This is a genomic window from Algoriphagus litoralis (assembly GCF_003259255.1).
GTDB lineage: Bacteria > Bacteroidota > Bacteroidia > Cytophagales > Cyclobacteriaceae > Algoriphagus > Algoriphagus litoralis.
Genome location: NZ_QGOL01000008.1, coordinates 407,723 through 422,252, shown reverse-complemented (window position 1 = coordinate 422,252; position 14,530 = coordinate 407,723). Strand labels below are relative to the sequence as shown.

Genomic DNA, 14,530 nt, shown 5'->3' with positions numbered 1-14,530 from the left:
CGATGCACCAGCTGAACAGACGCACCGAGCTCAGAGTGGGTAAGAGCTCCTTCGGCTACACGGGCAGACAGAAGAAAGTGGATACGATGTAATTAGTAATTGATAGATCTAGAGTAGTACCAAAAAAGCTCCCAAGTGGGAGCTTTTTTGATTTTCTGCCGTCATGTAAATCAGTATAATAGTTTCTCCAATTTAAGGAAAATCAAGATGGCTAAGCCTTTGTCATTAAACCGGTATCCTAAATTTTCCAAAACAAAAATGACAATATTGAACTGATTTTGAGCTAGAGTTTATTGATTAATAAGTTTTAAAAAATTCATTTTTATAGCTAAAAAGATCGAGATCTTTCTTACAAAAACCTCTTAAACTAGTATAAGAATAAGCGGTTTATTAGACGAGATGGATGAGAATATTGCATAATCAAGCTTTATTTCAGTGATTTTACCCAATGATTATAATAGGCTTCCAACATCGGCTGAAGCTGCTCTCTGCTACGGGTATTGTAATGATCAAAAAGAATAGCCACAACGTGGTCATCTCCCACCACTGTGATTCCAGAGACTTTTCGGTTTTCTCGCTCAGTCCAAACAGCAGCTTCCCCAAGTCCACTGATCCGATTGGATTCAGGTGCATTGTTGAAGTCCCGTTTCATTCCTGCAGCAATTACGGAGTAAGTAGCCGGAGTTGACATAAGTTGAACCATTACTCCCAGTTTTTTGCCCGAATCGTCACCAACCATCACGCAGGTGCTTTTACTGATATTTATCATTGATACATCGATTAGCGCATAGGATTCAGGAACTTCAAAGATTTCCCGGAATGCAGATTCATCCATACCAGAGCATGCATCAAAATCCCCAATCGCTTTATCCTGTTTTTCCAACGCCTGATCAGCCATATTCTCAAAAGTGACATTTTCATTTGAGGATCCGCAGGCAAAAAATATGGGCATGGCTAGTAAATAAGTGAATTTAAAGAAATGGTTTTGCATAAGATTGAAATTTAGTTGATTAGAATTAAAAAGCTGGATGGTTGAGAATTTCCTTTACCATTTGGCCCTGAGAATGTCACTTCTACCTCATATTCTGATATGGGAATTCTTCCGATTTGTCGACGGGTAAAGCCTTGTTGGCCAGTCTTATCGACAACTTTGAGCTTAGGTTCATTGCCCTCATTCTGAACTCCTCCTGATTTTCCACTTCCAGGCCCCATGGGATTTGGGAGACTTCCGGTTTTTGCTTCTGGATCATCGATCCGACCGATCTGACGACGCACAAATCCTTGCTTTTCCCAAGTGCTGATCATCGACTCCTCCAGCCCATTACTATTCAGATTAAGGGTTTGAGCTTTTTCCTGAATTTCAACTGGAATCCTTTCCGATTGATGAATCACCTTTCCGTTTTGCTTTACAGTATAAACTAAGCTTCCCCTGATTTCCCGTTTTCCCAGGGTTGCCATGCTGACACGATCCAGATTCAATGAGGGTTGCTGAGACTGGATTTTTTGGATTATCGATTCATAATCTCCATCTGAACCACTTACAGACAGCTTTTCCTGCTTTGGTATGACTATGTTTTCCTGCGCTAGGATTTCATTTGATCCTAGCACAATTGCAATTAATACCAGACAGTTTTTGACTTGAATTTTCATAATTTTTTAGTTTGAAATGTTAAATAGCTGACTTGATTCGCTTAGAAATACTCAGCTAGTGGTAGAAACCTTAGTCGATCAATTCAATGGTATATCCATAGCCCAGCCTTACCTGATCTTTGCCGTCAAAAAGGTCTCCATAGCCTCGGGCATAGCGCTTTCCTCCTATGGTCTCCAACCAAAATGTATCTGTGGAATTTGGCAGTCTTTTTCTTCCATGTACTGCATCGGGATAATCCGAGGCATCCGTTTCTCCCAACAAGAATTTGATGATCTCTTTGATATCGATGTACCGATCACTTTTCATATCTCCTCCGGCACCAGTATAATTGTTATAATCAAAAGATGTCCAAAACTCCAAGCTGGTATTATCTATGGCCAATTCCTGAGTGGTTTTTTTAAACTCGTAGATCAACTCCTGTTTGGTTGTGACATTTTGACCTACTACCCATGGAGTTTTCGATTCTCCCATGAAAACAATGTTGCCTAAATCAGGAGCTTTACCAATTTTCCAATTTCCATGGGTTCTTCCCCAAGGTTCAGGAACATTATTCTTTATTCTTCGAATATTAGAATCATTATTGAAAAATACAGTAGCATAAAAGCCGCCCTTCTGAGTATTTCCAAATCTGGCCTTATTGAGTTTGACTGAGTTGAGGGTGATTTTAAGCTTATAGTCTCTTTGAAGTTTGGGCTCAGAAGTGGTTCGGGTATTTTTGGGTGGAGAAGTCGATGTGGTTGTGCTCGCGGAATTTCCCGTAGAGTTGGAGTTAGCTGCTACTGCATAGGAAAGTCCAAAACTGAAATTCCCCTCACTTGTCCGCTTTCCTGTCACATCCAAGGCACTTAATTTCCCTGCGAAAGCATTTCCGTTAGCCTTTCCGTAAAATGCCTTTTTATCTTTTATCGAAACTCCCGCCACTCGGTTTTGAGGGCTGCTCACCAATCGTAAATCTAAACTGCTACTCTTCAGAACCTTTGTAAGGTCTTCTCCGGATTTTCGACTTCCTTTCCACTCGGTAGAATTGTCAATATTCAGTACTTTGAAATCCTCGCCCCATGTTTTTAAGCCGCTAAAAGAATTTCCTTCGCTGGACATTAACCATTCAAATCGGCCAGATGCGCCTTGAATTTCGTCTGTGTAAGTGCCGGCAACTCGGTTTCCTCCTTGGGCTACCCGGCCAAAAATGTACCCTTGATTGCCAAAGATGCCATAAACATAGCCTCCAGACTGGACTAAATAGAGTGTTGTCCCTTGGGTGGAGTTCCAAGTTCCTTCCCATTTCCCTTGTGCGAAAGAGAGACTGGAGCCGAGGAATAGATATAAAATGAACGATAAATAATTTTTCATATAAGTTAGTTTTGATGTTTATTTTCTCGCTTCTCCATAGACTTTTTCGATCAATTTTCCCTCATAGTCCTCGTAAACTGCGAGATTAATGATATCAACCCTTCTGTTTTTGGCTCTTCCTTCTGGCGTGTCATTGGGATACACGGGATATCGCTGACCAAATCCAATAGAGGCGAGTTGGTTGGTATCCACACCGTAGGTTTTCACCAGTGTTTTTCTCACTGAAGATGCCCGTGATTCGGAGAGCAGGCGATTGGCTTCCTTTTCCCCAATATTGTCTGTGTGGCCTGCTATGGTGAATGATCCACCTGACTTGATCATGAAGTCTGCTATTTGCCTCAGAGTAGGATAGGATTCAGGTTTGATTTCATCACTTCCCGTTTCAAAATAGATTCCCGTAGCTTCCAATAGTCCCGTTTCTTCCAATTCGCGGTTGATCACAGGAGGCGGACCCGCCATTCGGATATTGGAGATAAAAAAATTCTCTCCCTCATTGTACACCTCAGAGTAGAATTTCATAGATCGGAAAGGATTGTCAGGTGACTCTGCCTGTACGATGTCAAAGGCCTTTTCTTCGTTAATGTAAAACCGGATTCGGTTTTTGCTTTTCCAAATCGAGCACCGTACACGCGTACCACGTTGTAGTGTGCTTTTTTCCAAAATCGGTGTCGCTTCCGTGGCCCGTTCATTATACTGACTGTCCTTCCATTTTTTGTACTTGTATTTCATTCCTTTGTCCGTACCCAGTGCGAGCATATGACTTCCGGCATAAAAATCTCCTAGTTTGATCGAAGGGGATTCCAAGTCATTGAAAATGATCGTGAACATCCGGGCCGCTGCAAATTTGGTCGGCTCGTAATCCAGTATCAGATCAAATTCCATGGTGAAGTCCTGTGGAAGTGTACCCAGTGTCAGTGGCGCAAAGAGATTCTTGCCTTTTTGCAGCTGGAGCCATTTTCCCTGAAAAGCATTTAATTCCACGACTTCCAGGGTATTGCTGGTGGTCCAGCCATCAGGCAAATCACCGAGTTGTGCTTTCGAAAAATCTTCTGCGTACAGAATATCGGAGCCCATAATGAAATCAAACTTCGAATAGGCTTGCAGCGACCCAGATTCAGTGCTTCCTGGTATACCTTCATAGCCTGTTTCGTATTGGAAATCCTCAAATCCTCCGGATTCCATCTCCATCCCCTCCTGATTGGAGGTGTCATTCCCTGCTTTTTTCTTTAGCTTTATATTGAAAAGGGAGTCGATCGCCTGTTCGGTTTTTTCTGCGGATTTTTCTTCCGTCTTTCGCTCTACTGTCTGCTTTGCCGCTTCCTCCGCCCGTTTTTTGAGATCTTTTATAAATTGCCCCTGGGAGGAATAAGGAGCCAAAACGATCGCGATCGAAAAAAAACTGATGAAAATCGGGTTATACTTCATGGTTTGATCTATTTGTTTTTAGCTTAGTGGGCTAGCGAAAAAAAATATTAACACCCCAAGCATAAAATTTTTATGATCGATCCACAGTGGGTCAAAGGATTGGCTGGAGACGATGCGCTGCTGAAAAAGCTTTACGATACCTATCGAAATCCTTTTATCAGTTTTTTAAGAAGATTTGGTTTGGATGAAGATGAATCCCTCGAGCTTTTTCACGACTCATTGATTGCGCTGAGAAGGCAAGCCAAAAGTGGTCAGCTGCTTCAGGTTAAGCACAGTTTCAAAACTTATCTTTTCGCAATTGGCAAATACAAGGCCTTTGATTGGATGAAAAAGCGAGGAAAAACTATCCTCTATCGAGCAGATGAGCTTCCCGAGCTGATTGATTTTGTTGACGAAAGTCCCGAAATCGACGATGAAAGGGCTTCACTTATTCGCAAAGGATTGGAGTTTTTAGGGAAATCTTGCCAGCGAATGTTAACATTATTTTATCTGGAGGGACTAAAAACCAAAGAAATCCAAGCTTTGGAAGGATATGAAAATGAAAATACAGTCCGGGCTCATAAAAGCCGCTGCCTGAAGAATCTCAAATCCTGGATAGAAAACCAAAAAGAGCATGACTGAGCCAGAAATCTTGATTGAAAAATATCTGGAAGGAACCATCACTTCGGATGAAATGCGTGCTTTCGAGGATCTGATGGCTCGCGATAAAGACTTTAAAGCCGAAGTGGACTTTCAGTTAGAGATCCGCTCTTCCCTGCGCCAGCAGGATGATGTCGAGTTTCGGGAAAAACTAGGAGAACTCGAAAATCAAGCCCCAAAAACCAGTTCAAAAAGATTTTGGATGGGTATTGCTGCGAGTTTGATTGGTCTGGCTATGCTGGGAATGTGGTGGTTTCTTTTGCCTGCGGAAAAGGAAGATCTTTTTCAGGCCTTTTACACGACTCAGCGCAATATCCATGAACCGCTGACCCGTGCAAATGGACAGGAAAACTTGACTTATGAAGTATTTTTGGCCTATGAAAAAGAGGATTGGCAAGAAGCTTTGGACCTTTTTTATTCATTGAAAGAAAATTCTCCGGAAGAATACATCGATCTCTACATCGGGAATTGCCAACTTCAATTAGGGAAATACAATGACGCCATTCAAAGCTTTGAAGCACTATTTAATTCAACGGATTTGGATTTGAAGCACCGTGGAACTTGGTATTTGGCTTTGGCAGAATTGGCCAATGGGAATACCAGCAGAGCCAAGGAGCTGCTTCAGCAACTAGCCTCAGAATCCGGTGCTTTTTCGGACCAGGCTAAGGAGCTTTTGGAAAAAATGGACTAGGGTCCGGACTTCTTCCAAATAAAAAAGACTCCAATTGCCAACAGAATTAAACCTAGCCAAATCCAAGTCGGACTTCCATGATTTAGCGGATCTACATCTCCCAATACCACAAAACCTGCCCAGAAAAACGGCGCCAGCAAGGCAGGGTCCTTTACATTTTCCAAGTAATCAAGCTTTGCCTGTCTCAGCGCTTGGTCTTTTGTCCAGCCTTTTTGGAGATAGACGTAAAATCCCTCCATCAGGTCGCGGGTCTCCCGATCAGGCACTTCCCATAGGCTCATCAGCGTACTTGTCGCACCTGCCGTTCTAAAGGCTTGCGCCAAACTCAGGAGACCATTGCCAAACTCCAAGTCACCTACTCCGGAATTACAGGCACTCAGCACTGCCAAGTGTGCGTCAAGATTAACTTCGGTGATTTCCAATGCGGTCAATGCATCTTCTTCCCTGTCACCAAACCACAACCGACTGAAATTGGGTGAATTCGGATCCAACTCCCCATGTACCGCCAGATGTATCAAACCAGCCGTGGGCGCCTGTTCCAAGAAATTCTCCTTAGAAGCGGCTTTATCCAAAAATGCCATTCCTCCCGTCAAGTCTTTTACCAGACTTACTTCCTGCTGATTGCCCGGAAGTTCAAAGTTGCTGTAAGCGGGAGCGAAGCCTTTCCAAGTGGACTGATTGCTTTTCGTTTGGTTCTCTCGGAAGCTTGCAAAACTAGGCAAATAGCTGATGGCTGTGGACTGTAGAAGAAGGTCTTCGGCTGAGTTCCTAAAAATTTCCAGAGGAATCTGGCACAAAGCACCGTCTGGAACCACAGTAAGTGAAGTGATTTTAGGATTAATACTTGGTATCCATTCGGCGGATTGGAATTTTGGAAGTGAATTCCACTTTTTTCTATCCCGAATTCCATTGATCCAATGTTCAATTTGAGCGATTTTGTCCGGGCTATTATCCAAAAGAAAAAAAGAATCCCCACTTTCTTTCCCGGTCCACAAAAAGATATGCTTCGCGCCTACAAAATAGGCCGCAAGCATTTCGCCGGAATCTAGTTGCCGCCTGACTACACCAGAATTAACTGGGGTTTTGGTCAAATTTTCATTTTCAAAGAGTTCTGCTTCAGACCTAACAAAAGCTGTAAGGCTATCCTCCGATGCATAAAGTGAAGAAAGCTTTTCTTTTGATTGGCTGCTACCTTGCTGAATCGCGGCAATTTTGATCTGAACTTCTACCAATGACTGTTTTGCTGAGAGGTAAGATTGATGTTTTTTAGAATTTTCAGTGTAAGCGTAATCCCGATTTCTCCCTGTCTCAAAAATGACTCGCTTTTGGATTTCCATTAGCTGAAAGGCAAGATCATTCCACTCAGAAACGTGGATTTGCTGATTTTCTTTTTCCAATTCATGATGAATCAGAAATAATGACTCCTCAATCAATGGTCGAACAGAAGTGTTGATCGCAATGGAATTGATCAGGCCGATTTTATCATTTTGGATTTTTCGGATTTGGGAAAGTGTTGATTTTATTTGTTTGAAACTTTCAAAACCGGACCGCTCAGCTTGTAAAAGAACCGTGGTTTTGAGTTGAAGGGCATCCAAGATCAATTCCTGAGTTGTAGTGGATGAAGCCAACTCTTTAATCAAAATATCCAAGGCATAGATTAGCTCTTCTTCTGACAGGCCCGCACTGGAAAAATTGATTTTTAGATAATTAAGCCGTTGCTCGGAAAGAAGAATCTTTGCCTCCTGAAACTTTTCCAAAAGAATCCGGTCCAAGGTTCGCCAATATTCCAGAGCCTTTTCGGGATTTTGATTTAAAAGCTGAAGCCGGATCAAGCCACGCAAAGATTCAACTTTGAAAATATCCCTTTCCAATTCATCTGCGAGATTTAGCGCCTTCATATAGGCAATTTCAGCCGCTTTCCATTCTTCAGTCTCAATCAGGTGCAGACCAAGTTGATTATAGCTTTGTGCCTGCTGCCTCCTCAAATCACTTTTTTGTCTGGCGGAGACTTGCTCGATGATCAGAAGCGCTTCATTAACGATCTCTACGGCTAGTTCGGGCTTTTTGCGATAGTGAAGGACAAGTGCTAGCTGAAGCTTGGCGGTTGCCATTTGGATAGAGGATTGGAGATTGATCGCTTCAAAATGGGATACCGCCCGTCTGGCTTTGGACTCTGCAAGAGAAAGATCACCCATTTTCAATGCTGCCAAGGACATCATTTTGTAGTCATCGCCCAGATAGGAATTAGTCTCTCCTCCGTCCAACCGGTCGTTTTCAAGTGCTTTTTGGAAAAAAGGCAAAGCCCGCTCAGGATCTCCTAAGCGATCAAGGTAAAGTAGCCCCAGATTATAAGCATTGGCTGAAATAGTCCCGTAGGGTTCGTTTTCCAGTTGCTCTAGGATTTGGGTAGAGGCTTCGTAAGCTTTGGCTGATTGGCTGAAATTTTCCAAAGCATCCTGCACTACACCTTGAACTGTCAGGTTGTTGGAAAGAATCAGCTTATAGTCTAACTCGGTAAAATTCCCCGCTGCTTTTCGAAGGTTTTCCATGGCTAAGGGATAATTATTAAAGTCAAAATAGGTTCTTCCTAGCCTGTCTAGCGCCAAAGAATATACACCTTTATCCTCTGGGTATTCTTCAAGTTTACGAGTGATCGCTTCCAGTTTTTCCAGATTTTGGATTTTTGATACTGAAGCTTCAGCCATATAAACATAGTAATCCAATCCCGCCTCTAGACTAAGGTATTCCGGATCATTTTGAAAAATCTGGAGAAATCTTGGGCCTTTACCGGTAATGTCAGCATGGCCTTTTGCGAAATGTGTGAGCTCGGCCCATAGCCGAAAGGCTTTTTTTCTGGTCTCAAGATCTATAGATTCGTCGCTGATTGACTCTTCCATGATTTTTGACGCCAGAATCCTATCATACTTTTTATTGATTTTTTTTCCAAGCTCGACGGAATCCAAGTAAGCTTTTAGATTAGGTTCTTGGGCTTGGCAAAGGCTAGCTATGAAGAAAAAAAGAATGAATATCCCACGCATCACGGTTAAAAATAACGCTCTGAACGCAAAGTATTAAAAGATTTTGATTCATTTTCGAAATGAAAAATAGCCTCTTTTTTTCAACTCAAGCTTCAATTCTAAAAATAGGGAGTTGGTATTCGAAGTAAATGACTGGATTCTATTCTCAAAAAGAGGGCTCATTTGGCAGAAAAATCCCAGTTTCAAACCCATCAATGCTTTTGGTATTTTTCCTTTCCCAATATTCCGCAATTCCATCGTAACCTTGCTTGATTGACCAAGAATTTAAGGTTTCCCGATCTTCCTTGTAGTCCATAAACGGAACTGCAAAACCACAGGAAGTCTGGACCAAGTCCACTTGCATTTCGATGATCTGCCTGGAACCTGTATTAGCGGGAAACAAGTCTATGTATTGCTTAAATTCAGGATCCCGGTTATGGTAAATTTTTGAATGACCATACAGCCGCAAAATCATTGGATTTCCCTCAAATGCACAAAACATAATGGTCATTCGATCATTTTTCAGCAAATGAGCAGCAGTTTCATTTCCACTTCCAGTCAGATTGAGCCAGACAATGGTATTGGAATCAATTACACGAAATGAGTCCGTTCCTTTGGGTGATACATTGACTCGGCCAGACTCGGCAGCTGTACCCACAAAGAAAATTCTCTGATTTTCGATGAATTTTGTTAACTCAGGAGTGATGACTTCCAGTTGCTTTCCCATGACGTACCTTTATGATTCAAACTGAATATAGCACTTTTGAGGGATAAGGGTATTCCAATTATTTCGCTTCCCAGATATTATCACTGATCTCGCGGTCAGGAAATCTTCCATTGGGATCGAGCGTGATCTTTTTGATTTTTCTCGTACCGAAATCAAGAACCGCATCAAACGTTCGACTTCCACTCCACCATACATCTACCGGCCAAGAGACTTCTGCCGAATTAGAATCAAGCATTTTGGCATTAGGCATCGCTTTGATTTCGGGACCTTCTGTTTCAAACTCAACTTTGAGTACCACAGGTGAGGGCATTTCTCCGGCCTGCTTCACAGTGACAGTAGTTTTACCATTTTCAGAAACAACATTTGCAATCGAGCCTTCCACAGATTCAGTCGTAAAAAGCCAATAGTACCAGAACCACTCCAAGTTTTGTCCCAATTCATTGTTCATCAAAAACATGTAATCCCAAGGAGACGGATGCTTGAAAGCCCAGGTTTCCGTATACTTTTTCATCGCATTAATTACTGCCTGATCACCAACTATTCCGCCAAGCATGGAAAGCATCAAAGGGGTTTTCTGGTAAGTTTGGAAACCATAGCCTCCGCCAGCATCATTTGCACTCCACATCAGCGGGGCCTCTTCTTCACTTCCACTGATCCTGCCGTAGCTTTGTCCAAAGCCGTTCAGATTATAATCTTTTCCTTCGGCATCTGCCTCAGATAGTATATTCATATATTGGTTAAATCCTTCATCCATCCAGCCGTACCGGGTCTCATTAGTTCCCAGCATCATCGGCCACCACTGGTGGGCGGTTTCATGATCTGCAGCTCCCTGATTGGAATTGATCACCATCGGGTACTCCATACCTGCACTAGGTCCGTCCTGCAATGTCAATTGGGGAAAAGGATAAGGAGCCCAAAGTTCAGAATAGAATTCTAGGGCATGGCGGGTAATCTTTGCTGCATTTTCAAAAAGCCTGGCCCGCTCAGGAAGGTATACCATGTAGATCGGCACGTATCCTTTTCCAGGAATAGCGGCGCGAGTGCCTTTCCAGATAAAATCAGCGGAAGTAGCCCAGGCAAAATCATTCACTTGATCTGCCTTAAACCGCCAAGTTAAAGTTTCTCCAGAGCCCGTAGCCTTGCCGGGACCTTTTTCATTCGCCCCAACTATTGTCATTTCTTCATCGGATTCCAGCACTTTGGCGAGTCGTTGAACTACTTCCGCGGTTAGTACCTCTTCAGGATTTTGCAAAATTCCAGTTCCAGTTACGATCCAACCTGCCGGAACTGTGATAGACACATCAAAGCTTCCAAAATTATTGAAAAACTCTGCTGGACCGAGGTATGGACTGGTTTCCCAACCTCTCAAATCATCATATTTTGCCAGTCTTGGAAACCATTGGGTAGGTTGGAAAAGTGTGCTGTCAAATCGCTGAGTCATCCGATGACCTCGTCCATTTGGTCCTCCGGGTAGTTTGGTATTCCAAGCAATTTCAAGTTCTGCTGATGCGCCTGCCTTAATTGGCTTTTCCAGATAAATCGTAGCTACAGTTCTATTAAGGCCAGACACGCTCAATTTTTGCGATGTATTTCTTCTCGGAGGCAAAGCAGTAAGATCCACCGATTCTCCAGATACTTTGATCGCTGTGATGACCATTCCCTCGGTTTGCTCTGAAGGGGTAGAGCCACCCCTGGGGACGTCCCCTCGGAATACATTGTGATCCAAACGTAGGACAATTCGGTCTAGATCATCTGGGCTATTATTGTGGACTTTGATGGTCTCTATTCCGGTGATGGTTTGCGTTTTGGGGTCCAAACTCGCTTTGATGGTAAAATCCGTTTCGAGTTGCCAGTAATTTGAACCGGGTTTTCCGCTGAAATCCCGCGTTCCTGCTTCAAAAGCTCTTCGGATCGAATTGGTCAACGGCACATCACGACGGATGGCCCGGTATTCTGTTTCGATGGAGTTTCTAAGTGGTAGTGGATTGGTAGTTTGGCCTAGGGCAACAGTACTGCCTAAGAAAAGCAGAAAAAATAATTTTCTCATAAAGGATCTTTAAAGTATCATCGCAAAAACTAATGAAATATTTGGAATTATTCATTGGATAAATTGTAAGCGGACAACTTCTGTAGACGTTGAACCTTTCTGAGATACTGGATGAAAACTCTACACAGATAAATATGCAGCCTTAGCTCTGGCAGAATATAGTTTTTTCATCATTCTCAACTTTGTCCGGATCAAGCTTCAGGTGAGGCATTCATAAAGGATATAATTGCTAAATTGATCCTCTGATTCAAATTGAAATTTTTCAAAACCTAACACTAAAGAATCCATGACCTTATTAATTATTGGAGGAATTGTCCTCCTTATTGCCTTCTATGCTATCGGTATCTACAACAAACTAGTTCGGCTTAATACCCTCGTGGAAGAAGCATGGAGCGGCATTGATGTCCAACTCAAAAAGCGTTATAGCTTAATTCCCAACCTAGTCGAGACAGTCAAAGGCTACGCAAAGCATGAGCAGGAAACCTTTGAAAAAGTAGTGCAAGCCAGAAATCAAGCCCAAGCTGCGACCACTGTAGAAGGTCATCAGGTCGCGGAAAACCAATTGAACAAGGCCTTGGTCAACCTATTTGCATTGGCAGAACAATATCCTGAATTGAAAGCCAATCAGAACTTCCTTCAGCTGCAAGAAGAACTCTCCGTCATCGAGCAGGACATTGAGAAGTCCAGGAGATATTACAATGGAACCGTTCGGGAAAAGAACATCCTGGTTGAGTCTTTTCCAAGCAATATCATCTCCAACATTTTCGGATTCATCAAATCGAAGTTTTTCGAACTGGACAATGAAACAGAACGTCAGCTTCCACAAGTGAAATTTTAAATGAGAAGCGTACTCCTTTTTTTCCTTGGCTTTTTTCTCTTTACTCAGCTTGCTGCACAAAGTGAAAAACTGGAGGAATTTCATTCCACCATTCAGGTAGATCCTTCGGGACAGATTACAGTTGTCGAAAAGATTCGATATGTCACGGAGATCAGTGACAAACGGGGAATCATCCGATCATTGCCACTGACTGCTTACGATAAGCAGGATAAAGCGGTAAAAAACGAATACACCATTCGGTCAGTAAAGCGTGATGGAGTCGACTCCCCATATCATACCGAGCGCGAAAATGGAAACCTCGCCATTTACGTCGGGGAATCTTCAGTTTTTCTGGAACCAGGTGTTTACGAGTATGAAATCACTTATACTGTTCCGAATCAAATCCGATTCTTCGAGGAATATGATGAAATATACTGGAATGTGAATGGAACGCAGTGGCCCTTTTCAATCGGAAAAACCAGTGCAGAAGTCCTCCTTCCAGCTGGGGCTGAAATCCTCCAATTGGCCTGCTACACCGGGCAATATGGAAGTGCTGAGCAAAACTGTGAACATTCGGAAAGTGGAAATTCGGTGATCTTTACCGCAGCATCCTTTAGCCCGGGAGATAACCTGAGTATTGCCATCGGCTTTACAAAAGGAATAGTTGCACCACCACCTCCTCCGACAGAATTTCAGCAGTATGGGTTTCAATTGATCACGGCGTTGTTGGGATTGCTTTTGCTTGCCTATTATTTGTTCACTTGGTTGAACTACGGAATAGATCCACCCAAGCCTACCGTCATTCCCCTTTTTGATCCTCCGGCAGGACTTTCTCCCGCTTCTGTAGGAATGGTGAGCAAAGGCTTCTATTGGCAGGATTTCATCACTGCTTCCATTGTCAGCCTTGCTTCCAAGGGATATCTACGAATTGAAGAAAATACCCAATCTTCGCTATTTGGGCTTTTCAAGCAGAAGGAATTTGACCTCATTCGTGAGAAACTTCCTGATGATTCACTTCCCAAAGAAGAACAAATACTTCTAAAGGAGCTTTTTGCCTCTGGGAGTAGGATTAATTTGGATGGGAAATACAATTCGAAAGTGGCCGAGGCGGTCCAAAAGTTTCAATCCAGTCTGAGCTCCCAATGGAACTCACTGATTTATCAGGGATTTAATGTGAAGTTTTGGATTATTCCCCTACTTCTGATTATTGGCTACATCGTCTTGATCGTGAGTATGGAGGACTATTTTGTCTTTGAGGGGAAAGCTCCGCTTCTGGTTGGGTTTATAGGAGGAAATTTCATCCTGTTTCTTCTCTACCAATGGTTGATTCGCAAACCAGCCAAGGAAAAACTGAAACTCAGATCTGAAATAGCGGGATTTAAAATGTACATGGCAGCAGCTGAGGAAAAAATGCTGCAGTTCAGCAATCCACCTCAGCTTACTCCTGAGAAGTTTGAAAAACTGCTTCCCTATGCCATGGTTTTGGATGTGGATGAAATCTGGGGAGAAAAATTCCAGAGAATGCTCAGCATGAGCTCTACAGCACAACAATACCATCCCACTTGGTACAGCGGCGGAATGATGCAGCGAATGGCATTTGCACACATGCTCAACTCCAGTCTATCCAATACCATCAGTCAATCCAGCCACAAGCCTTCAAGCGGTAGCGGATCAGGCGGCGGGGGATTCTCCGGCGGCGGCGGCGGAGGAGGTGGCGGCGGAAGCTGGTAACTTATTCCCTTTTAATTCTAAATAGTTTCACTCCTTAAAATTGAAAAAGTATGGCTCCATTCAAACCTACGGGATACAATTCTCTTTCTCCTTATTTTGTCGTTGAGAATGCACCAAGATTTGTGCAACTGATGAAGGATCTTTTCGACGCGGAAGAACTCCGGATCTATGAAAGACCTGACGGCACGCTGATGCATGTGGAGTTGCGACTAGATGACTCAGTCATCATGCTCAGTGAGGCGACTTCCAGTTATCCAGCCAATGAATTTCTTCTGCACCTGTATGTAAAGGATGCTCTAGCCACCTATAAAAAGGCACTGGAACTGGGTTGTCAAGGAATCCAGGAACCCATCAAAAAAGACGATCCGGATATCCGGGGAATGTTCAAAGACTTCAATGGGAATGTCTGGACAGTCGGTACGCAAACGGAATAAA

12 protein-coding genes are annotated in these 14,530 nt (G+C 43.0%); 5 read left to right on the top strand and 7 right to left on the bottom strand.

Translation table 11 applies throughout. The annotated features are described in order from the left end of the window. Window positions 1-427: 427 nt before the first annotated feature. The 4 genes from DK188_RS11495 to DK188_RS11480 all read right to left on the bottom strand — a co-directional run bounded on the left by DK188_RS11495 (window position 428) and on the right by DK188_RS11480 (window position 4,426). Window positions 428-991 (bottom strand): hypothetical protein, encoded by a 564-nt coding sequence (locus tag DK188_RS11495; RefSeq protein ID WP_111670954.1) that lies wholly within the window; start codon window positions 989-991, stop codon window positions 428-430. An 11-nt stretch (window positions 992-1,002) separates the two neighbouring features. Beyond that, window positions 1,003-1,650, bottom strand: a complete 648-nt coding sequence (locus DK188_RS11490) for a hypothetical protein (protein ID WP_111670953.1) — start codon at window positions 1,648-1,650, stop codon at window positions 1,003-1,005. Window positions 1,651-1,720: 70 nt separating this feature from the next. Further along, the gene (locus tag DK188_RS11485) at window positions 1,721-3,001 is read right to left on the bottom strand and encodes a hypothetical protein (protein ID WP_111670952.1); all 1,281 of its coding nucleotides are present in this window, start codon (window positions 2,999-3,001) and stop codon (window positions 1,721-1,723) included. Between the two features lie 18 nt (window positions 3,002-3,019). Next, the gene (locus tag DK188_RS11480; protein WP_111670951.1) at window positions 3,020-4,426 is read right to left on the bottom strand and encodes an OmpA family protein; all 1,407 of its coding nucleotides are present in this window, start codon (window positions 4,424-4,426) and stop codon (window positions 3,020-3,022) included. A gap of 72 nt (window positions 4,427-4,498) precedes the next feature. On the opposite strand from DK188_RS11480, the gene DK188_RS11475 reads away from it, so the two are divergent. Together DK188_RS11475 and DK188_RS11470 are read left to right on the top strand one after the other, a co-directional pair. Continuing rightward, window positions 4,499-5,047: an RNA polymerase sigma factor gene (locus tag DK188_RS11475; RefSeq protein WP_111670950.1), complete on the top strand. Its 549-nt coding sequence runs from the start codon at window positions 4,499-4,501 to the stop codon at window positions 5,045-5,047. After that, window positions 5,040-5,756: a tetratricopeptide repeat protein gene (locus DK188_RS11470; RefSeq protein ID WP_111670949.1), complete on the top strand. Its 717-nt coding sequence runs from the start codon at window positions 5,040-5,042 to the stop codon at window positions 5,754-5,756. The genes DK188_RS11475 and DK188_RS11470 overlap by 8 nt, the downstream gene beginning before the upstream one ends. Here DK188_RS11470 and DK188_RS11465 read toward each other — a convergent pair. From DK188_RS11465 to DK188_RS11455, 3 genes are all read right to left on the bottom strand, one after another. Then, on the bottom strand, window positions 5,753-8,653 hold the full coding sequence (locus DK188_RS11465) for a CHAT domain-containing protein (RefSeq protein ID WP_198673007.1): 2,901 nt from the start codon (window positions 8,651-8,653) through the stop codon (window positions 5,753-5,755). The two genes, DK188_RS11470 and DK188_RS11465, sit on opposite strands and share 4 nt — an antisense overlap. 286 nt (window positions 8,654-8,939) lie before the next feature. After that, entirely contained in the window at window positions 8,940-9,500 is a 561-nt protein-coding gene (locus tag DK188_RS11460) for a pyridoxamine 5'-phosphate oxidase family protein (protein ID WP_111670947.1), read from the bottom strand. A 58-nt stretch (window positions 9,501-9,558) separates the two neighbouring features. Beyond that, a complete protein-coding gene (locus DK188_RS11455; RefSeq protein WP_157963223.1) occupies window positions 9,559-11,547 on the bottom strand; it encodes a M1 family metallopeptidase in 1,989 nt (662 codons plus the stop codon). A 286-nt stretch (window positions 11,548-11,833) separates the two neighbouring features. On the opposite strand from DK188_RS11455, the gene DK188_RS11450 reads away from it, so the two are divergent. Genes DK188_RS11450 through DK188_RS11440 form a run of 3 tightly spaced genes read left to right on the top strand, consistent with a single transcriptional unit; the run spans window position 11,834 to window position 14,529 of the window. Continuing rightward, window positions 11,834-12,385, top strand: coding sequence for a LemA family protein (locus DK188_RS11450; RefSeq protein ID WP_111670946.1), 552 nt, complete (start codon window positions 11,834-11,836; stop codon window positions 12,383-12,385). Further along, on the top strand, window positions 12,386-14,095 hold the full coding sequence (locus tag DK188_RS11445; RefSeq protein ID WP_111670945.1) for a DUF2207 domain-containing protein: 1,710 nt from the start codon (window positions 12,386-12,388) through the stop codon (window positions 14,093-14,095). A gap of 50 nt (window positions 14,096-14,145) precedes the next feature. Then, the gene (locus DK188_RS11440; RefSeq protein WP_111670944.1) at window positions 14,146-14,529 is read left to right on the top strand and encodes a VOC family protein; all 384 of its coding nucleotides are present in this window, start codon (window positions 14,146-14,148) and stop codon (window positions 14,527-14,529) included. The last annotated feature ends 1 nt before the right edge of the window (window position 14,530 follow it).